The sequence below is a fragment of the Nonomuraea sp. NPDC001699 genome (genome assembly GCF_053596455.1).
In genome coordinates, this window is the sequence record NZ_JBSFGF010000048.1 from 1 (window position 1) to 20,912 (window position 20,912).

23 protein-coding genes and 3 pseudogenes are annotated in these 20,912 nt (G+C 69.5%); 14 read left to right on the forward strand and 12 right to left on the reverse strand.

The genetic code is table 11. The features are described from left to right. The 3 genes from ACWCSU_RS51355 to ACWCSU_RS51365 all read right to left on the reverse strand — a co-directional run. Nucleotides 1-356 (reverse strand): IS5 family transposase (locus ACWCSU_RS51355; RefSeq protein ID WP_449944653.1); only part of this gene is annotated, 356 nt, incomplete at its 3' end. 59 nt (nt 357-415) lie between these two features. Further along, nucleotides 416-916 carry a potassium transporter TrkG gene (locus ACWCSU_RS51360; protein ID WP_449944656.1) on the reverse strand — a complete coding sequence of 167 codons (501 nt, stop codon included), beginning with the start codon at nt 914-916 and terminating at the stop codon, nt 416-418. A 43-nt stretch (nt 917-959) separates the two neighbouring features. Further along, nucleotides 960-2,186, reverse strand: a complete 1,227-nt coding sequence (locus ACWCSU_RS51365; RefSeq protein ID WP_449944659.1) for a cation:proton antiporter — start codon at nt 2,184-2,186, stop codon at nt 960-962. A 379-nt stretch (nt 2,187-2,565) separates the two neighbouring features. Between ACWCSU_RS51365 and ACWCSU_RS51370 the strand changes: the two genes are divergently transcribed. Further along, nucleotides 2,566-3,009 carry a CBS domain-containing protein gene (locus ACWCSU_RS51370; RefSeq protein ID WP_449944662.1) on the forward strand — a complete coding sequence of 148 codons (444 nt, stop codon included), beginning with the start codon at nt 2,566-2,568 and terminating at the stop codon, nt 3,007-3,009. Nucleotides 3,010-3,029: 20 nt separating this feature from the next. Further along, nucleotides 3,030-4,298, forward strand: a pseudogene (locus tag ACWCSU_RS51375) (ArsB/NhaD family transporter). Between the two features lie 31 nt (nt 4,299-4,329). Here the strand turns inward: ACWCSU_RS51375 and ACWCSU_RS51380 are convergent. Then, entirely contained in the window at nt 4,330-4,788 is a 459-nt protein-coding gene (locus tag ACWCSU_RS51380; RefSeq protein ID WP_449944665.1) for a GbsR/MarR family transcriptional regulator, read from the reverse strand. A 343-nt stretch (nt 4,789-5,131) separates the two neighbouring features. On the opposite strand from ACWCSU_RS51380, the gene ACWCSU_RS51385 reads away from it, so the two are divergent. The 5 genes from ACWCSU_RS51385 (at nt 5,132) to ACWCSU_RS51405 (ending at nt 9,758) form a co-directional block, all read left to right on the forward strand. Then, nucleotides 5,132-6,136, forward strand: a complete 1,005-nt coding sequence (locus ACWCSU_RS51385) for a reductase (RefSeq protein WP_449944667.1) — start codon at nt 5,132-5,134, stop codon at nt 6,134-6,136. 15 nt (nt 6,137-6,151) lie between these two features. Next, complete coding sequence (locus tag ACWCSU_RS51390; RefSeq protein ID WP_449944669.1) at nt 6,152-7,297, forward strand: FAD-dependent oxidoreductase; 1,146 nt, start codon at nt 6,152-6,154, stop codon at nt 7,295-7,297. 150 nt (nt 7,298-7,447) lie between these two features. Next, nucleotides 7,448-7,987 (forward strand): DUF998 domain-containing protein, encoded by a 540-nt coding sequence (locus ACWCSU_RS51395; RefSeq protein ID WP_449944671.1) that lies wholly within the window; start codon nt 7,448-7,450, stop codon nt 7,985-7,987. 63 nt (nt 7,988-8,050) lie between these two features. Beyond that, nucleotides 8,051-8,986 carry an ABC transporter ATP-binding protein gene (locus tag ACWCSU_RS51400; protein WP_449944674.1) on the forward strand — a complete coding sequence of 312 codons (936 nt, stop codon included), beginning with the start codon at nt 8,051-8,053 and terminating at the stop codon, nt 8,984-8,986. After that, nucleotides 8,979-9,758 (forward strand): ABC transporter permease, encoded by a 780-nt coding sequence (locus ACWCSU_RS51405; RefSeq protein WP_449944677.1) that lies wholly within the window; start codon nt 8,979-8,981, stop codon nt 9,756-9,758. The genes ACWCSU_RS51400 and ACWCSU_RS51405 overlap by 8 nt, the downstream gene beginning before the upstream one ends. Before the next feature lie 41 nt (nt 9,759-9,799). Here ACWCSU_RS51405 and ACWCSU_RS51410 read toward each other — a convergent pair. Further along, nucleotides 9,800-9,988: pseudogene (locus ACWCSU_RS51410) on the reverse strand (Tn3 family transposase); the annotation flags it as partial. 105 nt (nt 9,989-10,093) lie between these two features. On the opposite strand from ACWCSU_RS51410, the pseudogene ACWCSU_RS51415 reads away from it, so the two are divergent. The 3 genes and pseudogenes from ACWCSU_RS51415 to ACWCSU_RS51425 form a co-directional block, all read left to right on the forward strand. Further along, nucleotides 10,094-10,561 (forward strand): annotated as a pseudogene (locus ACWCSU_RS51415) (hypothetical protein); the annotation flags it as partial. Nucleotides 10,562-10,623: 62 nt separating this feature from the next. Further along, complete coding sequence (locus tag ACWCSU_RS51420) at nt 10,624-11,931, forward strand: sensor histidine kinase (RefSeq protein ID WP_449944680.1); 1,308 nt, start codon at nt 10,624-10,626, stop codon at nt 11,929-11,931. Beyond that, complete coding sequence (locus ACWCSU_RS51425) at nt 11,918-12,622, forward strand: response regulator transcription factor (RefSeq protein ID WP_449944682.1); 705 nt, start codon at nt 11,918-11,920, stop codon at nt 12,620-12,622. The genes ACWCSU_RS51420 and ACWCSU_RS51425 overlap by 14 nt, the downstream gene beginning before the upstream one ends. On the opposite strand, the gene ACWCSU_RS51430 is transcribed toward ACWCSU_RS51425, so the two are convergent. After that, nucleotides 12,570-13,367: a CPBP family intramembrane glutamic endopeptidase gene (locus ACWCSU_RS51430; protein WP_449944685.1), complete on the reverse strand. Its 798-nt coding sequence runs from the start codon at nt 13,365-13,367 to the stop codon at nt 12,570-12,572. The genes ACWCSU_RS51425 and ACWCSU_RS51430 overlap by 53 nt on opposite strands. Before the next feature lie 438 nt (nt 13,368-13,805). Here ACWCSU_RS51430 and ACWCSU_RS51435 point away from each other — a divergent pair, with 438 nt between their 5' ends. Then, complete coding sequence (locus ACWCSU_RS51435) at nt 13,806-14,774, forward strand: integrase core domain-containing protein (protein WP_449944688.1); 969 nt, start codon at nt 13,806-13,808, stop codon at nt 14,772-14,774. A gap of 281 nt (nt 14,775-15,055) precedes the next feature. On the opposite strand, the gene ACWCSU_RS51440 is transcribed toward ACWCSU_RS51435, so the two are convergent. From ACWCSU_RS51440 to ACWCSU_RS51465, 6 genes are all read right to left on the reverse strand, one after another. Then, nucleotides 15,056-15,253: a hypothetical protein gene (locus ACWCSU_RS51440; protein ID WP_449944691.1), complete on the reverse strand. Its 198-nt coding sequence runs from the start codon at nt 15,251-15,253 to the stop codon at nt 15,056-15,058. An 80-nt stretch (nt 15,254-15,333) separates the two neighbouring features. Continuing rightward, nucleotides 15,334-16,059: an ABC transporter permease gene (locus ACWCSU_RS51445; RefSeq protein ID WP_449944694.1), complete on the reverse strand. Its 726-nt coding sequence runs from the start codon at nt 16,057-16,059 to the stop codon at nt 15,334-15,336. Between the two features lies 1 nt (nt 16,060). Further along, the gene (locus tag ACWCSU_RS51450) at nt 16,061-16,852 is read right to left on the reverse strand and encodes an ABC transporter permease (protein WP_449944697.1); all 792 of its coding nucleotides are present in this window, start codon (nt 16,850-16,852) and stop codon (nt 16,061-16,063) included. Then, on the reverse strand, nt 16,849-17,577 hold the full coding sequence (locus tag ACWCSU_RS51455; protein WP_449944699.1) for an ABC transporter ATP-binding protein: 729 nt from the start codon (nt 17,575-17,577) through the stop codon (nt 16,849-16,851). Before ACWCSU_RS51455 ends, ACWCSU_RS51450 begins: the two co-directional genes overlap by 4 nt. A 61-nt stretch (nt 17,578-17,638) precedes the next feature. Then, nucleotides 17,639-18,316: a response regulator transcription factor gene (locus ACWCSU_RS51460; protein WP_449944701.1), complete on the reverse strand. Its 678-nt coding sequence runs from the start codon at nt 18,314-18,316 to the stop codon at nt 17,639-17,641. Then, complete coding sequence (locus ACWCSU_RS51465) at nt 18,309-19,442, reverse strand: sensor histidine kinase (protein WP_449944703.1); 1,134 nt, start codon at nt 19,440-19,442, stop codon at nt 18,309-18,311. Before ACWCSU_RS51465 ends, ACWCSU_RS51460 begins: the two co-directional genes overlap by 8 nt. Before the next feature lie 603 nt (nt 19,443-20,045). Between ACWCSU_RS51465 and ACWCSU_RS51470 the strand changes: the two genes are divergently transcribed. From ACWCSU_RS51470 to ACWCSU_RS51480, 3 genes are all read left to right on the forward strand, one after another. Then, nucleotides 20,046-20,255, forward strand: coding sequence for an ATP-binding protein (locus ACWCSU_RS51470; protein WP_449944706.1), 210 nt, complete (start codon nt 20,046-20,048; stop codon nt 20,253-20,255). A gap of 98 nt (nt 20,256-20,353) precedes the next feature. Further along, nucleotides 20,354-20,563 carry a GNAT family N-acetyltransferase gene (locus ACWCSU_RS51475; RefSeq protein ID WP_449944709.1) on the forward strand — a complete coding sequence of 70 codons (210 nt, stop codon included), beginning with the start codon at nt 20,354-20,356 and terminating at the stop codon, nt 20,561-20,563. After that, on the forward strand, nt 20,542-20,718 hold the full coding sequence (locus ACWCSU_RS51480; protein WP_449944727.1) for a hypothetical protein: 177 nt from the start codon (nt 20,542-20,544) through the stop codon (nt 20,716-20,718). The genes ACWCSU_RS51475 and ACWCSU_RS51480 overlap by 22 nt, the downstream gene beginning before the upstream one ends. Nucleotides 20,719-20,912 lie beyond the last annotated feature (194 nt).

Sequence of the window (20,912 nt, forward strand, 5' to 3'; positions counted from 1 at the left end):
CGCGCCCCCGCGGCGTGCTGATGGGCACGGCTGGTCGTGGAGTCCACGCTCACCGTCCAGCCGATCTTCCCTTCGGCGTCCGCCCGCGTCTGCAACGCGGCCAGGATCTTGGCCCAGGTGCCATCACGCTGCCAGCGGCGGAACCGGCCGTAGACGGTGGACCAAGGTGCGTACAACGCGGGGACGTCCCGCCACGGCGCACCCGTCCGTACCCGCCACCGGATGGCGTCGATCAACTGGCGCCTGCTCCATTTCGGCGGACGACCGCGGTCCGAGGCGGCGGGTAACAGCGGCTCCAGCGCTGCCCACTGCCCGTCGGTCAGGTCGTGCCGCCTCGTCACCGCTACGCCGGCCACGAGGTCTCCGGTAATTGGCTCTTCTTCGTCGTTGAACCAACCACCGGAGGCCCCGTCGTTTACCAACGACCGCCGCGCCGCGACCCCTCATCACCTTGAAAACGCGACCTGAGGCATCCGAGATCCGATTTCGGCTTTCCGTAGCCGAGCAGGAACCGGCCGGTCAGGACCAGCGCCGCGACGGCCTCGCAGACCAGGCTGAAGACCACCACCTTGCGGACCACGTGCCGGACGTCCGTCATGTGCAGGGTCTTGGTCTCGGCCTGGGCGAACATCCTGGCGCGCAGGCCGAGGCGTCCGGTCACCAGGACGGTGAACAGCGTCGCCAGGGTCATGATGCCCAGCCCGCCGACCTGGATCAGCCCGGCGATCACCCACTCGCCGAACACCGACCAGTGGGTGGCGGTGTCCACGACCACCAAGCCGGTGACGCACACCGCGGACGTCGCGGTGAACAGGGCAGTCAGCCAGCCCGCCGACTCGCCCGACTCGGTGGCGATCGGCGAGGCGAGCAGGGCGGTGCCGATCAGGGCCGCGGCGGCGAACGCGGTGACGATCACCTGGCCGGGTGCTGGAAGCGGTCGAGGAGTCCGTACGGCCGTCTCACGGCGTCTGTTCGCGTTTGCGGAGGCGGCCGAACCAGGCCGGGACGTCGTGCTCGTCGTCGAAGCCGCGGGCCACGACAATGTCGGTGGAGGAGTGGAGCAGGATCGAGGCCACGATGGTGACGGCGACGATCTGGAACACCTGCTGCGCGGCGGCGATCCCGGAGGCGAGCACGAGCAGCCCGTACACCACCGACGCGAACCCCTTCGGGCCGAACCACGCCACCGCCGCCTGCTCGCGCACCGTCAGCCCGGAACGCAGGAACGACAGCCAGATCGCCACCGGCCGCGCCACCACCAGCGCCAGGATCGCGAACAGCCACCCCTGCCAGCCCACCGAGCCCAGCAGCGACGGCGTGATCAGCGCTCCGAACACCAGCAGCGCCGCCAGCTTGAAGATCTCCGCGATGAGCTCGCCGAAGTGCTCGAACGATTCCCGCTGCCGCTGCCCGAAGGTCGCCACGGTGATCCCGGCGGAGAACGCGGCCAGGAACAGGTTGCCGTGCGTGGCCTTGCCCACGGCCAGCACCAGCAGGCCGATGGCCAGGGCGTTGAGCGGCTCGTAGGCGGTGGAGGCGGCGAACCAGCGGGTCTGCTCCAGCTTGATCGCCGCCCACGGGATCGCCACGCCGATGAGCACGCCGAGGCCGAGCTCCAGCCCCAGCTCGCCGAGGTGCAGGTCGGCCGAGCCCGACGCGATCGCCAGGAACAGGATGACGAACGGCAGCGCGAGCCCGTCGTTGACGCCGGACTCGACGTTGAGCAGTTGCCGCAGCCGGGGCGGCACCTTCTCGTTGCCGACCAGGGCGGCGGCGAACACCGGGTCGGTGGGCGCCAGGATCGCGCCGATCAGCAGCGACTCAACCCAGCCCAGCCCGAGCAGGTAGTGCGCGCCGGCGGCGGTGATGACCAGGGTGAGCGGCAGGCCCCAGCCGAGCGCCCGCCCCGGCAGCCGCCACGCGCTGCGCAGCTCGGCCCAGCCCACCCGCATGCCGTCGGTGAACAGCACCGCGAACAGCGCCAGTTCGGCCAGCGTCGCCACCAGGTCGTCGTCGGGCTTGAGCGAGACCACGCCGAGCACGCCGTCGCCGAGCACGAACCCGGCCACCAGGAACAACGCCGCCGTGGACAGCACGGTGCGGTGGGCCAGGCTGGACAGCAGCACCGCCAGCAGCAGCAGGCCCGCGAACGCGGTCAGCAGGGCGCCCATCACTCGGCCACGCAAACAAGGATCATGGAAAGGGGCTCCGGTCGTCGTCGAAATCGTTGCCGACCAGACTTCCCGGCGCACCGGCGATTACCTTAACAGCGGCGCCGGAGACGCACACTAACGGGTTCTTGACGGCGGCATCGCGCCGCAGCCCGCCGGGACCGGACACGACGCCGTCCTGTTGGACGGCTTCCCGATCCAGTCCCTGACCGCAGAGGAGAGGAGGCGCCGGCGCCACGACAAAGCGTCTGGAAGACGCTGCCGCTGATCGACCGGCGGCTGCCTGTCCTGTGCGCGCCGGCTGTGATCTTGACGGGTCCTGATACGTTGTGTGCAGGTGCGCCGGGAAGTCTGGTCGGCAGGTCCTTGTCCCGTTGACGCAAAGGATGTGCTGGTGCGCGCCCGAGACCTGCTTGCCGACTTCCCCACGGTCGGGCTCGACAGCCCGGTGATCGACGCGGCCCGCCTGCTCGCCGACCAGGATCTGCCTGGCCTCATCGTCGTCGGGGACGACGGCACGCCGTTCACGATCCTCCCCGGCACCCAGGTGCTGCGCCTGGCGGTGCCCGGCTACTGCGTGGACGATCCCGCGCTGGCCCGGGTGGTGGACGAGGCCCATGCCGACGCGTTCCTGCGCGGACTGGACGGTCGCACCGTGCGCGAGGCGCTGCCGGAGCGGCCGCGCGAGCTACCGGTCACGGATCCCGACGCCACCGTGCTGGAGCTCGCCTCCTTGATGGCACGCACCCGCAGCCCGCTGGTGGCGGTGGTGGACGACGGGCGGTTGCTGGGCGCGGTGACGCTGCAGGCGCTGCTGGACCGAGTGCTGCCCGCGTGAGCGTGCTCGCCTGGGTGAGCGTGGCGGCGTTCCTGGCCGCCTACGCGCTGATCGCCACCGAGAAGGTCCACCGGGTCGCGGCGGCGCTGGGCGGCGCCGGGATCATGCTCCTGATCCACGCCACCAATGCCAAGGCCGCGTTCTTCTCCGGGCACACCGGCATCGACTGGAACGTTATCTTCCTGCTGCTCGGCATGATGGTCATCGTCGGGGTGCTCAAGGAGACCGGCGTCTTCGAGTAGCTGGCGATCTGGGCCGCCAAACGGGCCCGTGGCCGGCCGTTCCGGCTGATGGTGCTGCTGGTGCTGATCACCGCGGTCGCCTCGGCGCTGCTGGACAATGTCACCACGGTGCTGCTGATCGCGCCCGTGATGTTCCTGGTGTGCGAGCGGCTGGCGGTCAGCCCGGTGCCGTTCCTGATCGCCGAGGCGATGGCGTCCAACATCGGCGGCGCAGCCACGCTGGTCGGCGATCCGCCCAACATCATCATCGCCAGCCGCGGCGGCTTGAGCTTCAACGACTTCCTCGTCCACATGGCGCCGGTGATCATCGTCCTGATGGTGGTGTTCGTCGCCCTGTGCTGGCTGCTGTTCGGCCGGTCGTTCCGCTACGACCCCGAGCGCGCCGGACAGGTCATGGCGTTGGACGAGCGTGAGGCGATCGCCGACCGGCGGCTGCCGTGGCAGTCGCCGGCCGTGCTGGCCCTGGTGATGGCCGCGTTCGTGCTGCATCCGGTGCTGCACTACGAGCCGTCGGTGGTCGCGCTGCTGGGCGCAGGCGTGCTGGTGGCTGCCACCAAGGTAAGCACCGAGCAGGCCATCGCCGAGGTGAAATGGCCGACGCTGGTGTTCTTCGCCGGATTGTTCGTCATGGTGGGCGCCCTGGTCGAGACCGGCGTCATCGGACAGCTGTCGCAGGCCGCGGTCGCGGCCACCGCCGGTCGGCCCGAGCTGACCACGATGGGGCTGCTGGGCCGTTCGGCGGTGGTGTCGGCCATCGTGGACAACATCCCCTACGTCGCCACGATGAGCCCGATCGTGGAACAACTGGTGCAGGCCGAAGGCGGCAACGGGCCCGGGCAGGTGCTGTGGTGGGCGCTGGCCTTCGGCGCCGACCTCGGCGGCAACGCCACCGCCGTCGGCGCCGTCGCCAACGTCGTGGTGCTGGGCATCGCCGCCCGCAACGGCACCCCGATCAGCTTCTGGCGGTTCACCACGTACGGCCTGATCGTCACCGTTGTCACCGTCGCCCTGGTGGCGCCGTATCTGTGGCTTCGCTACCTACTGTGACGGGGCCGCCTTGACGAGGTCTTGGCCGGAGTCAGCCGCTTTGATGGTGCCAGCGGTGCAGCAGGGCGGGAAGTTCGCCGAGTAGGAATTCGTAGAAGGCGTGCATTTGCGTCAGGCGCCGCCGAGCGGGATCGCCCTCCTCGGTGGCGGCGATTCCGGCGATCGCGGCTTGGAGCATGGCCTGGATGACGGTGTTCTGGCTGGTGAACAGGGTGGCCCAGGCGTCGTCACGGAGTCGGTAGTGCTCACGGCGGCTGCCGGGGGCGGGCAGGCGTTCGATCAGTCCGACGGCCAGCAGCGATTTGATGGCGCCGGAGACCGATCCCGCACTGGCCTCAAGCCGTTCGGCGATCTCGCCGGCGGTGACACTGTCCTGATCGGTGAACAGGAAGACCGCGAGCGTGCGAGCGGGCATGCGCTGAAGCCCGCCCTCGATCAAGGTCAGGGCCAGCCGTTCCGCCGCCTGCCACTGTTCAGACCTGTCGTTCAAGGCGCCTCCTTCTCAAGAGGCAGGCTATCGAACACACTCACTCTTCAGTAATTTCTGAAACTTCGATACAGTCATCACATCGGCCCCTCCGTGAGAGGACACGATGGTGTGCCGGGAAGCCTGGTCGGCGAGCAGCATTGCCGACCCCAGGAGACGACCCGATGCCTGCCCCGCCATCCCGGCCCTTGTGCGCGACGCCATCGTCCGGCCGACGGCACGGCCGTCATGGCGGCGCCGGCGGGTCGCTCGCGACCGGCACGAACCTGCGCGCCTCGGAGCACGAGATCTTCCACGACCATCAGCGCCCGTCAGCCCTCTGGCTGCCCCTCTCTTCAGGAGCATCGTGAAACTACTGGTTCTCGGCGGCACCCACCACGTGGGCCGCGCCGTCGTGGAGGCCGCGCTGGAGCGGGGCGATGAGGTGAGCACGCTCAACCGCGGACTCAGCCGCGCCCCCGCGCCCGGCGTGTGGCCGCTGCTCGGCGACCGCACCGACACCGAGTCCGTACGGCACGCACTGGGCGACACCGAGTGGGACGCGGTCATCGACACCTGGGCCTGGGCGCCCAAGGTGGTGCGTGACAGCGCCCGCCTGCTGTCCGGCCGGGCCGGGCACTACGGATACGTCTCCAGCCGGGGCGTACACCGCTGGCCTTGGCCGGCGGACGCCGACGAGCAGGCGCCGTTGGTCGACGGCGACCTCGCCAGTACGGACGACGCCGACTACGCCGCGGCCAAGCGCGGCGGCGAACTCGCCGTCCTGGAATCCTTCGGCGAGCGGGCACTGCTGGCCAGGGCAGGGATGATTCTCGGCCCGTACGAGGACGTCGGCCGCATCCCGTGGTGGCTGCGCCGCCTGGAGAAGGGCGGACGCGTCCTGGCCCCCGCTCCCGCCCAGACGCCCTTGCAGTATCTCGACGTCCGGGACCTGGCCACCTGGATGCTGCGTTCGGCCGAACGCGGCCTGAACGGGGCCTTCACCGTGACCGGCCCGCCGGGCGCGACCACCCTCGGCGACCTGCTCACCACGGCGCTGGACGTCACCGGCTTCGACACCGAACTGGTGTGGACGCCGCCGGAGCTGCTCCTGCAGCACGGCCTGCCGCTCGGCATGGAGTTCGGGCTACGGCTGCCCGACGGGGGCGTGCCGAGCGGCATGCACGACGCCGACGTCAGCGCCGCCCTGGCCGAAGGGCTCACCACCCGCCCGCTGCGCGAGACGCTCGCCGCCACCTGGGCCTGGCTCCAGGCCGAAGGCGACCCGGCACCCCGCGCCGACGCCCCCTCCCCCGACACCTGGCTGGATGCCGCCGCCGAACAGCGGCTGCTCGATCAGCTCTCCCACTGAAGAAAGCACCCCATCATGCGCGCCGTCATCATCGGAGCCGGCATCGCCGGCCTGGCCACCGCCCTGCGCTTGCACCAGATCGGCTGGGACACCCTCATCGTCGAACGCGCCCCGGCCCGCCGCGGCGGCGGCTACGCGGTCACCTTCGGCGGCATCGGCTACGACGCCGCCGAACACATGGACATCGTGTCCGACCTGCGAGCCAAAGCCTTCGACACCACCGAGCTCGTCTACCACAAGCGCGACGGCTCCCGCCGCTTCGCGCTCGATCGCGCCACCATCGCCGCCACCACCGGGCCGCGTTCGATCACCATCCTGCGCGGTGACCTCGAAGCCGTCCTGTACGACAAGGTCCGTGACCACACCGAGATCCGCTTCGGCACCACCCTCACCCACGTCGACCAGGACGACCACGGCGTCCGCGTCACCCTGAGCAACAGCTCGGTCGAGGAGGCCGACCTGCTGATCGGCGCCGACGGCCTGCACTCGGCCACGCGCGCCCTGCTGTTCGGCCCGGAGGAGGACTTCCTGCTCGACCTGCAGCACAAGGTCGCCGTTTTCATGCTGGACCGGCTGCCCGCCACCATCGCGCCCGGCGCGACCGGCACCTTGTCGTCCAACGGTCGTACCGCGGCGGTCATCAGCGTCGGCGACGGCCGCAACGTGGCCTTCTTCGGCTACCGCACCGACCACGCCCGCCCGGGCGAGGACGTCGCCACCCAGCTGGGACGCGTCTACGGCGACCTCGGCTGGGTCATCCCGGAAGCCCTCGCCGGGCTTGCGCGGGCCGACTCGGTCTACTTCGACACCATCAGCCAGGTCGTCGCCCCGTCCTGGAGCAAGGGCCGGGTGGTGCTGCTCGGCGACGCCGCCTGGTGCGTCACCCTGTTCGCCGGGTACGGCTCGTCGCTGGCCGTCGGCGGCGCCGACCGGCTCGGCACCGAACTGGCCGCCCACCCCGGAGACCTCCCCGCCGCGTTGGCCGCGTGGGAGGCCGCGATCCGTCCCGAGGCCGAGCGCAAGCAGAAGCTCGGCCGCCGGGTCAAAGGCGTCTACGCCCCGGCCAACCCCCTGGTGCTGTGGCTGAGCCTGCTTCCGCTGCGGCTCGCGTCCCTGCCACCGGTGCGCCGGTACATGACCCGTCGCTTCATCAAGGGCTGAAGCCGTGTGAGATCTGGCCGGGCGGGCAGCCAGGTGTTACATTCCAGGCGTCTGTATGAACGTGCCCCAGAAGGGGCGCGAACGTCGGTGAGCCGGGAAGCCTGGTCGGCCCGCGATCTTTCGATCGCGGAGCTAGGAGGCTTGCTCCCCATGCGCCCGACCACGCCCCTTCTCGGCTGCGGCATCGCCGCCGGCGTACTCGTCCCAGTGCTGCTCCTGATCGACGGCGCCACCCGGCCCGGCTACAGCCTCTGGCACAACGGCGCCAGCCAGCTCGGCACCGGCGGACGCGGCTGGCTGCAAACGGCCAACTTCATGATCGGCGGGCTCCTGCTGCTCGCCTTCGCCGCCGGGATACGCCGTGTTCTTCCTCCCGGCCGGGCCGCCGTCTGGGCGCCGTTCCTCCTGGTGGCCGGTGGTCTGGCGATGGTCGTGGCAGAGATCGTGCCCACTGATCCGGCACTCGGCTATCCGCCGGGCCGGCCCGAGGTGGTCACCACCGCGGGCCGCGTCCACGGGCTGGCCGGCCTGGTGCTGTTCGCCGCGCTGGTGGCCATGCCGCTCGAGCTGGCACGGGGCCCGCACGCCGGGAGCCGAGGGTGGACGATCTACTCGCGATGGTCCGGGGCTCTTGTCATCGCCTTCGCCGTCGCCCGCCTGCGTCGCCGCAACGCCGTCAAAGAGGTGTGAGGTGGAGACCGTGTACGGCCTGTGCATCCTGCCGGCCATCACCGGGCGATGAAGGAGCACCATATGGGCAGCGCAGGCGCCCCGGTCATCGAGGTGGCCGGCCTGACCAAGCGCTACACCGGCCTCGTGGCCGTCGACGACGTCAGCCTCAGTGTGCAGAGGGGCCAGATCTACGCCCTGCTTGGCCTCAACGGTGCAGGCAAGACGACCCTGATCCGCATGCTGCTCGGCATGATCGCGCCCACCGCCGGGGTCGTGCGCGTCCTGGGTTCCGACGTGTCCGCCGGCGACCGCTCCGCGTGGGCGCGGGTGGGCTACCTGGTGGAGGCTGCCGCCGCCTACCCCGAGCTCACCGTGCGCGAGAACGTGACCGTGGTACGCCGCCTCCGCCGCCTGCCCGGCAGCGCCGACGACATCATCGAACGCCTCGCGCTCACCCCCTACGCCGACCGCCGCGCCCGCACCCTCTCGCTCGGCAACCTCCAGCGCCTGGCCCTGGCCAGAGCCCTCATCCACGCCCCCGACCTGCTCATCCTCGACGAACCCGGCAACGCCCTCGACCCCGCAGGCGTCGCCGAGATCCGCGCCCTGCTCGCCGAGCTGGCCCAGCAGCACGGCACCACCGTGCTGCTGTCCAGCCACCTGCTGGCCGAGGTCGCCCGCCTGGCCACCCGCATCGGCATCCTGCACCACGGCCACCTGCTCGGCGAACATGACGCCGACCAACTGGATCATCACCGCCGCCGCCACCTGCGCCTGGCCACCCGCGACGACCAAGCCGCCCGAGCACTGCTCCGCGCCCACGGCTACCATCCCGAACCCGCCACGCCGACCGGTCTGCTGCTCGCCGACCCGCGCGCCCTGGCCGAGCCGGAACAGGTCGCCACCGTCCTCGTGCACGGCGGGGTGCCGCCCACCGAGCTCCATCTGGAGGAAGAGGACCTGGAGGCGTTCTTCCTACGTACGGTCGCACCAGAGGAAGGCAGCGGACATGCGTGAGGCACTGTGGGCCGAACTGCTCAAGGTACGGCGCAGCCGCCTGCCCTGGATCACCGCGCTGGCCTTCACCATCGCCGCGCTGGTGTGCGGGATGTTCATGTTCATCCTGGCCGACCCCGTCCGCGCACGGGCGTTCGGCCTGCTCGGCGGCAAGGCCCAACTGTCGGGCGCCACCGCCGACTGGCCCGGCTACCTCGCCCTGCTCGCCCAGGCCGTCGCGGTCGGCGGGCTGGGCATTTACGGGCTGATCGCCATCTGGCTGTTCGGCCGGGAGTTCAGCGACCGCACCGCCACCGACCTGCTCGCCCTGCCCACCTCGCGAACCGCCGTCGTGGCCGCCAAGTTCACCGTGGCCGCCATGTGGGCGCTGCTGCTGGCCCTGTTGCTCGCCGGGCTGGGCCTGCTGATCGGCGCGGTGCTCGCCCTGCCCGGCTGGTCGGCGCCGGTCGCGGCCACCGGAGTCGCACGCCTCGTGGCCGCGGCGGGTCTGGCCGCGCTGACCACCACGCCGCTGGCCCTGGCGGCCAGTATGGGGCGCGGTTACCTGGCCGCCGTCGGCGTGCTGTTCGGCATCATCTTCGCCTCCCAGATCATCGCCGCGCTCGGCTACGGTGCCGTCTTCCCCTGGTCGGTGCCCGGCCTGTTCACCGGCATCGCCGGCGCGGGCCAGGACCCGCCCGGCCCGGCCGGGCTGCTGCTGGTCGCGGCCACCGGGACGATCGGCGCCATCGCCACCGCCGCATGGTGGAACCGCACCGACCATACGCGCTGAGCTCGCGCGGCATGCCAGTACACCATGATCCCTGGCCCGCCATAGCGCTGATGCCACTCGGTCATGGCGTTGGCCGCCCACGAGCCCGACTTGCACGAGTCCGACGCGCACGAGGTGCCCTCCCCCCAAGGGGCCACATCGAGCGCCTTCAGCGTGGCATTGACGATCAGGCGGATCGCGCCGCACCGGTTGTCCCGACTGATGAACAGGCGCGTGATCCAAGGTCCGATGAGTCGCTGATCTCCGGCTTATGATCACGCGCCTATGAGCGACATCACCGAACCCGCGATCGCCCGGGTGGACGTCGTGCGCGAAACCCTCCACGGCATCACACTCGAAGTGATCCCTACCGGTGGATGGAGGCGGACGGCGAGGAGTTCCACCGCCGGCTCGACGGCCAGGCCGGCCATGCCCTCGAGCAGCTGGACACCCTGCCCCGCCGGGAGGAGCTGCTGACCCGGATCCGCGACCTGGGTGGCGCGCTCCCGCAGTACTCGAACTTCACGTCGGCGGGCGACAGGATCTTCTACCTGGCGCGCGAACCGGGCGCCGGCGTACTCGCGCTGATGGTGCGTGAGCCCGGGGGAGCGAGCAGGGTCCTGTTCGACCCGGACACCTTGCCCGGTGAGGCGCACCACGCCATCGCCTGGTACGTGCCTTCTCCCGACGGTCGCCAGACTGGACGACGGCTCAGCGCGAATACCGAGGCAGGTGCTCCCGACCATCATCAGCGGAAGCCGGCCCAGGAGAAGAGGGGCTGTTCCACGTCAGCGCGGGCCACGGCGCACAGCCACTCCAGATAGATTGTCGGCGACCCGCATGTCACAATTGCCCGCCTCGGAAGACACGGCGGTCGGGAGGCTTCGTGAGGCAGCGGCCCTTCCTCGCGGCCCGAATCGACCAATGGTCACGGCGACATCCTCGCCGCCTCGACCTGGCGCTGGCCGCTCTGCTCTGGCTGGTGTTCGGCCTGTGGAGTGCGTGGGCGGGCCCGTTCGCCTTCCTCCTGGCCACCGCGGCCATCCTCCCGCTCGCTGTCCGGCGACGGCATCCTGTCGCGGTTCTCGTCTGGACGGCCGTGGTCTTCGGCATCCAGCTCGTGTTCTTCAACGAGCCGTTGCCGGCGAACATCCCGCAGGGGATCGTGATCTACTCCGTCGCCGCACATGTCGCGTCGCTCACGATCCGCCTGCTCGGTCTGGGCGCCGCGCTCAGCGGCGCGGTGCTGGCCGCCCTTCGCTGGAGCACCCCGCCGGACTACGTGGCGAACGTGATCGAGACGGCGGTGTTCCTGACTGCCTTGTCCCTGCTCGTCTGGGTCAACGGCAACCTCGTCCGCGGTCGTCAGGCCAACATGCGCGCACTGCACGAGGCGAGCACGCGGCTGGAGGAGAGCCGGTTGCAACGCGAACGGTTCGCAGCACAACAACGGCGCGTCACCGCGGCACAGGAGATTCACGACATCGTGGCCCACTCGCTCACCGTGGTGATCGTGCAGGCCGACGGCGCCGAGTACGCCGCCCAGCACGCCCAGCCGTGGGACCGTGCGAACGCCGCGAATGCCGTTGCAACGATCGGGCGTACCGCGCGATCAGCTCTGGCCGAGGTACGCGGCGTCATCGAGGTGCTCCGCGACCCCGACCACGACTCTGACAACGGCGCCGGTCCGGACGAGCCGGACGCCGACCGCCGGGGACAGGCGGGGTTGGCCGAGATGCTTCAGCTGGTGGAGTCGGTGAGGGCGGCGGGACTCCCGGTCGACGTGGAGGCCGACCATGCCGTGCTCGACGGCGCCCCTCCCGCGGTACGATCCGCTGTGCTCCGTGTCGTTCAAGAGTCCCTGACCAACGTGCTCAAGCACGCCGGCCCGCATGCCACGGCCCGGGTGACCCTTCGGCGGGCGCGGGCAGAGATCACGGTCCGCGTCGAGGACGACGGCGTCGGCGCCCAGGACGCCGGACAGGCCCAGTCGCCCACGAGCTCCTACGGGCTCGTCGGGATGTCCGAGCGTCTGCGGGCGCTCGGCGGTGTGCTGGAGGCCGGCTCTCCCCCGGGCGGCGGCTTCGTGGTCGAGGCCGCGATCCCGATCACCGTGGCCGCCGGTCCGGCGCATCCCATCACCTTGGGCATGCACCGTGCGGAAAGGAAGGAAGTGTCCGATGACGAGCGATAGTCGGCCCATCCGCGTCTTCCTCGTCGACGACCAGGAGTTGGTGCGGGCCGGCTTCGCGCTGATTCTGGACGCCACCGCGGACCTGCGGGTCGTCGGATCGGCCGGCGACGGGCAGACGGCACTCGATGCCCTGCGGCGGCCCGAGCACCGCGCCGACGTCGTCCTGATGGACATACGCATGCCAGGTCTGGACGGTGTGGAAACCACCCGGCGGCTGCTCGCCGCTCCCGCTCCTCCACGCGTCGTCATGCTGACGACATTCGACGACGACGACCTTCTCCTCGCCGCGTTGCGCGCCGGCGCGAGCGGATTCCTGGTCAAGGACGCAGGTGCGGCGGACCTGCTGGCGGCCATCCGGGCCGCGGCCGCCGGCGAGGCCCCCGTCGCGCCGAGGCTCGTCCGCCGCCTGATCGACTCCTTCGTCCTCACGCCGCCCGCGGCCCGCGCTGATCACGAGCCCGCTGTCCCGTCCCGGCTCGACCGCCTCACCACCCGCGAACGTGAGATCTTCGCGGCGGTCGGGCTCGGCCTCAGCAACTCCGAGATCGCCGCACGGCTTCAGGTGGCGGAGTCGACCGTCAAGACACATCTCGGCTCGGTGCTGCGCAAACTCCAGCTACGCGACCGCATCCAGGCGGTCATCCTCGCCCGGACACAGGGACCGGCCGATGCCGCCCGGCGGACCGACTGACCCCGATCGCCAGGGCGCAGGCCGCCGTACCGATGAGGACGAACAGCCCGGTGTCGCCGGCCAGGTACTCGCGCACCACCACGGGCCGCCCGCTCGCGATCGCATGTTCCAGCAGCAGGGCGAAGGTGGCGTTGTGCGCGAAGTGTGCCAGCACGGCGGGCCAGACGCTGCCCGACATGATCCTGAGATGACCGAACAGGAAGGAGAACGCGATCACCGAGCCGCTGAACAGCACGAGCACCAGGCCGCGGTTCCCTTCGCTGTGGTAGTAAGGCGTGAACAGGATGTAGGGCAGATGCCAGGCGATCCACACCAGACCGGTGACAAGCATCGCCCACCGCTCGCCCAGGTGGGCCAGCCGCGGCTGCAGATAGCCTCGCCAGCCGATCTCTTCGGCGAACGCCAGGATCGGGCCCGTGACGCACATGACGAGCGCCGACTGCAGCCACTCGCCTTGCACCGACCATCGGGCGAAGCCGAACACGACGGTGCCCGCCGTGGCCAGCAGGCACACACCGGCGGTGGTGGCACCTGCCAGCGGCCAGGTCCGCAGGCCCAGTCGTCCCATCCCAAGCCGTCGCCACCCCTCGCGAGAATATCCCTCCCTCGTGAGGACGAGCAGCATCACCAGTACGGCGAGCAACGGCGAGAAGGCGAGGACGAGCCCTTCCGCGACGCCGGCCGTGGCCAGCGCGATCGTCAGGGTCAGCACGATGAACACGATCGACGATGCGCGATCGGACAACCTTTCGAACATGGGCAGATGACCTTCTTTCGAGGAAAGGAGGCTGCTCAGTGTCGCGGAACCTCTCCTTCCCGCCATCCACCCCCGAACCGAACATCGGCCCACTACACCCCGCGTCCTTCCCCCTTGGGGACTAAGACCCCAGTCGTACGTGCTGCCTCCGGGTGACTGGTGTCCATCGGCACGTGAGCTGGGACTTCGCCCGCAGACGCGCCTGCCGATCGGTCGACGCCCACCCGCCGTCCCGGCTCGAGCAGGGCGGCCACGAGCTGCCATGCATGGAGCCTGTGCGGTGCCAAAACTCGCCCATGGCGTCTGACCGGGCCTTCTATCCTCAGCACTCGTGTTCCTACGCCTGCCGTATCTGCTGATGGTCCGGTCGCTCGGCTGGTTGACGCCACTTACGCGGGGCGCGACACCTCCAAGAACGTAGAGATCTTGCTGCTGCGTCATGAGGTCGCAGTCCTGCGTCGTCAAGTCTCCCGGCCGCAACCGGACTGGGCCGATCGGGCGCTGCCGGCCGCACTGGCGCGACTGCTCCTCATACGGCTTCGCCTCCATCGGATCGTGACGCCGGGCACCTTGCCGGCCTGGCACCGCCGCCTGATCAGCCAACGATGGACCTACCCAAACACAGCCGGACGTCCACCGATACCGGACGAGCTGCGTGATCTGGTGATACGGCTGGCCAGAGAGAATCCCCGATGGGGGCACCGGCGGATCCAAGGCGAACTGCTCGGCCTCGGCCATCGAATCGGGGAGGGCACCATCCGCCGGATCCTCGCCGCGGCCGGCCTCGATCCAGCGCCACGCCAGGCGTCACCGACCTGGCGACAGTTCCTTACTTCGCAAGCCTCCGGCATCTTGGCCTGCGACTTCCTGCACGTCGACACCGTGTTCCTCAAACGACTGTACGTCTTCTTCGTCATGGAGATCGAGACACGGCGTGTACACCTGCTGGGCGTCACCTCCAACCCGACGGGCGCATGGACGACCCAGCAAGCCCGGAACCTGCTGATGGACCTGCGTGAACGCGCCGACGCCTTCAGGTTTCTCATCCGAGACCGTGACGGCAAGTTCCCCCGCATCTTCGATGAGACGTTCGCCGCCGCCAGCATGCGGGTCATCAAGACGCCCGTCCGGTCCCCACGAGCGAACGCGTTCGCCGAACGATTCGTGGGAACACTACGCCGAGAGTGCCTCGATCACCCGCTCATCCATGGCGAGCGGCACCTGCGCAAGGTCCTGAGCGAGTACGAACACCATTTCAACCATCATCGCCCGCATCAGGGCCGCACCCTCCGCCCTCCGCTGCACGACCCCAGCGAAGTGATCGACGTAGCCACCCCGATCCACCGCCGGAGGACCGTCACCGGGCTGATTAGCGAGTACCGCAGAGCAGCCTGACCGTCCGGCAAACGGCCAGCTCAACAGCGGTGTCCGCGTTTTGGCACCGCACAGCCAGGACGAACCAGATTCGGAAACCCTTGAAACGACAAAATCCCGCCCGATCTTGATGATCAGACGGGATCCCGTCAACATCAGTCCAGCCGTTTCAAGAACGGCCTCTGGTGGGGTGTTCACGAATAGGGCTGGCCTGGGGCGGAAGAGAGGTTGAGAAGATCGCTTCCCGAGAAGAGAATGATCGCTTCCCGCGTACGCAGCCCAGGCGCTGACCGGTTCAGGGGTCAGCGGGTCACGTCGGGCATGCGGACCATCACGTAGGGGTGCGGCGGCTTCAGCCATTCGCTGGTCAGCCGTGCTCCGGTGGTGTGGTCGATGACTGCGAGGCAGGCGGCCCTCCAGTAGTGGTCGGAGCGGTCATCGAGGTCGTCCTCGTCCTCGTCGCGGTCCTCGGACACGGGCCCGGCGAAGAAGTCCGTCATCGACTGCTACTCGGGCCATCGAGTCAGGCCGGCATGGTGTTCCTGCCGGCACCGGGATCGGCGACGAGGTCGAGTCGCCGCTATGTGTCCCTCTTGACGAAGGAGATCACAGCGGTGGCGAGCGCGAGTACCAGCCACCCGGTGAGGATGCCCGCGCCCTGGACGGGTGTGAGGTCCTCCTGCAGCGCCGGTCCGATCTCGTACATGCGCATCCCGGCGCGGCTGGGCAGGTAGGCCGCCAACGTGGTGTGGCCCGTCAGAAGAGGCGGCACGACCAGTACGAGCGCCAGCATGGTGACCAGAGCTGCAATGAGGTCTCGGACCAGGACGGCGACGGCGTAGCCGAGCAGGCCGATCAGCACAAGGTAGGCACCGGCCCCGGCCAGTACGCCGAGGCGCCCCCCGGCCCAGCTCATGCCCGGCGTGAGCCGGGCCGCCAGAAGGGATACGCCGATGGTCAGCAGCGCGGTCAGCGACGCGGCCACCACGTAGGCGATCGTCTTCCCCGCCATGAGCAGCGTACGGCCCGGGACGGCGGCGAGGCTCGTGCGGATCTGGCTGCCGCCGTACTCGGTGGCGACAGCCAGGATTCCGAGCAGGATGAACCCGACCTGCCCATACTCGAGGACGCCAAGCGCGGCCTCGGCCGCCGAGGGGGAGCCGCCGAGCCGTTCCCGCCCCGCGGCGAAGACGATCGCGAGCATGGCCGTGCCGGTCACGGTCGTGACGGTGGTGATCAGCGTTGCGGGCAGGGTGCGGAGCTTGACGAGCTCCGCCGCCACGATGTTCCGGAAACCGTTGGTCATGTCAGGCGTCCCGCCGGACGAACACGCGAGCGGCGACGGCGAGCAGCCCAGCGGCCCAGGCGGTCATGACGAGGCCGCCAGGCAACGGATCGAGCATGCCTTCCGTGGGCATGAAGACCCCGATCATGGCGGCCCCTGCCACGTCGGGCAGGTAGTTCGCCAGCGGGGTGAGTCTGGTCAGCATGAAGGTGACCGACACCAGCGTGGTGTTGGCGATGAACGCGATCAGCGGCACGATGCCGCTGCGGGTCATGACGGTGACAGCAAAGGCGATCACCCCGATGAGCACCCAGTATGCGACGCCCCCTGCTGCCCGCCAGCCGAGGGCTGTCAGCACCTCACCCAGAGGGTTGCCATGCGCGCCGAGCAGGACCTGTGACAGCGCGATGGTGACGGAGATCGTGACGGCGGAGAGCGCGCCGGTGACGAGGATCAGCACGATCGTCTTGGCCGCGAGCAACATGCCGCGCCGCGGCGTGCAGGTGAGGCTGGTCAGGATCTGCCGACCGCCACCGGCGTCCTTGCTGTTGGGCGCGTACTCGCTGCTGACGATGACGACGCCGAGCACGATCGCGCCGACGATACCCGCCGGGATGAGGTTGAAGCCGACCTCCATCGTGGAGGTGTGAGTCAGCGCGGTGGGGTCTCCGAGGTCGAGCTTGTTCCGCATGGAGTTGGCGGACATGGCGGCGAAGCCGAGCGTGGACAATGCGCTCAGGGCGAGGGCGAGCAGGGCCGAGGGCAGGGCGAGCAGCTTCCTGAGTTCGGCGGCGATGGCGTTCCTCAAGGTCACGACTTGCTCCGTGCGTCACGCGAGGGGTGGCCGGGATTCGTCAGGGCGAAGAACGCCTCCTCCAGTGAGGCGTGCCCGGCGGTGACCTCGGCGAGCGGGCCTGTGGTGACGATCCTGCCCCCGCTGATCACCACCAGGTCGTCGGCGGTCTCCGCCATCTCACTCATCAGATGGCTGGAGACCAGCACGGTGCGCCCTGCCTTCGCGTACTCCTTCAGCAGCCGCCTGATCCAGCGGATGCCGTCCGGGTCGAGGCCGTTGACCGGCTCGTCGAGAATGAGCACCTCCGGCTCGCCGAGCAGGGCCGCCGCCACACCGAGCCGCTGCCCCATGCCGAGCGAGAACGTGCCGACGCGCTTGCCCGCGACGTCCGCCAGCCCGGTCTGTTCCAGCACCGCACCCACCCGGGCCTTCGGGATGCCGTTGCTGCGCGCCACCCATGACAGGTGAGCACGCGCGGTCCTGGACCGGTGGGCGCCGCTCCCCTCGAGCAGCGACCCGACCGTGCGCAGCGGGTCGCGGAGTTTCCGGTACGGCCTGCCGCCGATCAACGCGGCCCCGGAGTCGGCGCGGTCCAGGCCGAGCAGGATGCGCAGCGTGGACGATTTCCCGGCGCCGTTCGGGCCGAGGAACCCGGTCACGCGGCCCGGGGCGGCCGTGAAGTGGGCGTCGTCCACAACGAGCTTCGCCGCACGGCGTTTGCTGAGTCCAACTATCTCGATCACGGTCTCCAGCGTTCCAAGCGCGCCGTGCCGGGCGCATCGGCCAAAGGTTGACACCAGGCCGTCAGCCGAGACCGTCCACGTAGCCGGACTCGTAAGCAAGGATGACGAGCTGGGTTCGGTCCCGCACGCCGAGCTTGAGAAACAACCGGCTCATATAGGTCTTTACCGTGGCCCTGCTGAGAAAGAGTGCCGCGGCGATCTCCTCGTTCGACATGCCCTGGACGATGGCCGCCACGACATCCCGCTCGCGCTCGGTCAACACGTCGAACGGGGACGGGCCCGGCCGCGGCCGGCTCCTGCCCTGGGAATAGTCCGCGATCAGGCGCCTGGTCACCTCGGGGGCGAGCATGGCGTTGCCGTCGTGGAGGGTGAGGATCGCCCGCAGGATGTCCTCTGGGACGGCGTTCTTCAGGAGAAACCCCGAGGCGCCCGCGCGCAGCGCCTCGTAGACGTACTCGTCGAGGTCGAACGTCGTCAGGACTACGACCTTGGCGGCCGGCTGCCGCTCGCAGATGATGCGGGTCGCCGTAAGGCCGTCCATGACGGGCATGCGGATGTCCATGAGGACCACGTCGGGAAGGAGCCGCTCTGCCGCGTCGACCGCCTCCTGTCCGTCGCGCGCCTCACCTGTGGTGACCAACCGTGGGTCGCTGTCCACGAGCTCATGCAGCGAGGCCCGCAACAGGTCCTCGTCCTCGGCAATCAGCACCCCGATGCGCCCAGCCGCATGCTCACTCATGTGCCACCGCCTCTGGCAACGGGATGGTCGCGCTCACCTCGAACCCGCCGCCGGGGCGCGGCCCGGCGGCGAAGCCGCCGCCGAGCAGTTCCACCCGCTCCCGCAGGCCGACCAGTCCATACCCTGGCTCGCCGTGAGGCGTCCGCGGCCCTGCACCGTCGTCGGCGACGGTGACCAGGACGTCGCCGCCCCGACCGCACACCGTCACGGCGCAGTGCGCTCCAGAAGCGTGCCGAACGGCGTTCGTCAGCCCTTCCTGCACGACGCGGTACACGGCCAAGCCGATACTCGGCGACACGGTGTCGACACCCGTCACCGTCATGCTCACCCTGACACCCCCGCCTCTCGCACGCTCAGCCAGGTCCAGCAGATCCCCGATGCCCGGCTGGGGCCGGCGCTCGGCGCCTTCCTCTCCAACACGGACGAATGTCAGCGTGGTACGCAGCTCATCCAGCGCCTGCCGGCTGACCACCTCGATCCGCTCCAGCCTGTCCCGCAGCCGGCCGGGGTCATCGGCGCCCACCCGAGCCGCCACCCCCGCCGTCACCGCGATCGTGCCCAGCGAGTGGGAGACGACGTCGTGCAACTCCCGCACCACGCGCAGCCGCTCGGCCGCCACCGCCGCCTGCGACTCCGCCCGCGTCGCGTGCTCGGCTTCCAGCACCGCCCGCCGCGTCGTGCCGCCCAGCAGCCATGACCCGGCCAGTGCGAGCAGGCTCAGCATGATGAACCGCAGCACGCCGCTCGCGCCGTCGGCGGTGCCGAACAAGGCGATCGCGATCACAACCAAGCCCGCCGCCGCCTTGACGATGGACAGCGACCTCGGAGTACCCCACGTCACCGCCACGGGATAAAGCGTCCACGCAACGGCGACGAACGGATCGGCGGCCAACCCCAGAGCCAGCCCGGTGATGGTCACCACGGTGACGACGCCGACCGCGACAAGCGGCAACAGCGACCGCAGTAGCATGCCGCCGAAGAACAGCACGACCAGCCCGCCCGACATGTACGGTCCGAGCCGACCGTCCAGAGGCAGCCAGAAGGCCAGGACGCATACGCATGCCGCACCGGCATCCAACCCGACGGAGCCTAACCTGCTGCGCGACGTCGACGGACGCTTGGCCATTCACTCACCCTAGTCCCAGTGCCAGGACGCTCGACCACCTCGTCACCGACCACTTCCTCGACCAGTGGCGCCACACCCACCAGCCCCCAGACGAGCCCGACACATCCGCCGACATCCCCGAGATCCCAGCAGAGCGCCTCGACCGCTCTCGCCAACGCCTTCGCGCGCCACTCCCCCGCATCAGTCACACCGGCAGGGCCATCAGGCACCTCTCCCCCCAGGGGGTCGGCTGGTCAGTGACTCCCGTCAGAGATCACGACAGGGCGACCGTCGATCATCATCCCGCACAGGGTCAACGCATGTGACACCAAACCCGGTTCACCGGTCCGCTCCTACTGGCAGGCCGTGATCAGGTAACCGCTGCTGTCCGTGCGCTGATCAATCAGTACGACCCGGCGTCCCCCTCCCGAGCGTGGCCCCACCCGTCAAGTAGACCGATCGTTACAGCTCGCGCGGGGTCCGCGCCGGACAGCAGAGACCGAGTTCTCGACACCGGATGTTGGCGCTGGGATGCGCTCGAATCCACGTGGAGAGCGTCTCGGATGCGCTGACCTGCGACTCAGTCATTCCGGAACCGCACGGAATAGGCGTTCTGTCCGATCAGTGCTACCTGACGGCTGGGGACAGCTTCGGGAGAAGGACGCCTGGACCAAGACCTTCACCGAGCCGCGTCTCTGCGCCGCGATCGTCGACCGCCTCACCTTCAACGCCGCCATCATCGACACCGGCACTCGCTCCTACCGGCTCGCTCAGAGCGGGGCCCAGCACTCCACCCAAAGCTGCCGGCGGTCAACCCGTTTGTTCGGTGCGTGAGTGCCTGATTCACATCTTTAGCTCGCCGCCAAGCGCGACTGGCAAGATCAGCTTGTGCTTCAATCGGTGACGCGCGGATCGACGGCGACGTGGTTGGCATGGGTGAGCTGCACATCCGGAGTCAAGAACAACGCCAAGGCGAGATCACCGATGGTGTTCACCCGCATGGGTGGGGCCAAGGGGTAGGAACCGCGATAGGGAATGAGCTCCTCAGACGAGGATTTGAGGAGATTGGCCTTCACCGGATCCATGCCACCTGTGACCCGCGAAATGTGGATCGGCTCGGGTGCTCAGCAAGCTCGGCATGACCTGGGAAGGGCGGCATCGCCACACCGCGCTGATTCGTGCCGGTTGGCGAGACTCCGAGCTGTTCAGCATCATCGAAGATGAGTGGCGCGCGGTCTTACAGCGACAGTCAATGCTCGTTCTCTGGTCCCGCCATGGCGATCTATGCCGTCAGTGACGTCCTCTTGCGGCATGGATGCTGAGCTGAGCCCGCGCCCGCGGGGGGCGAAGTTCACGCCCTGCAGAGGTTCGGGGACGGCAGTCCCCGAACCCACAGACGTACTGAACCCTCGAACCGGGATCTCACCCCGGTGGGGCCAGAACTCGTGCGTGATCAAGGCGTCCACGATCGCTACCGCCCTGCGGGGAGGG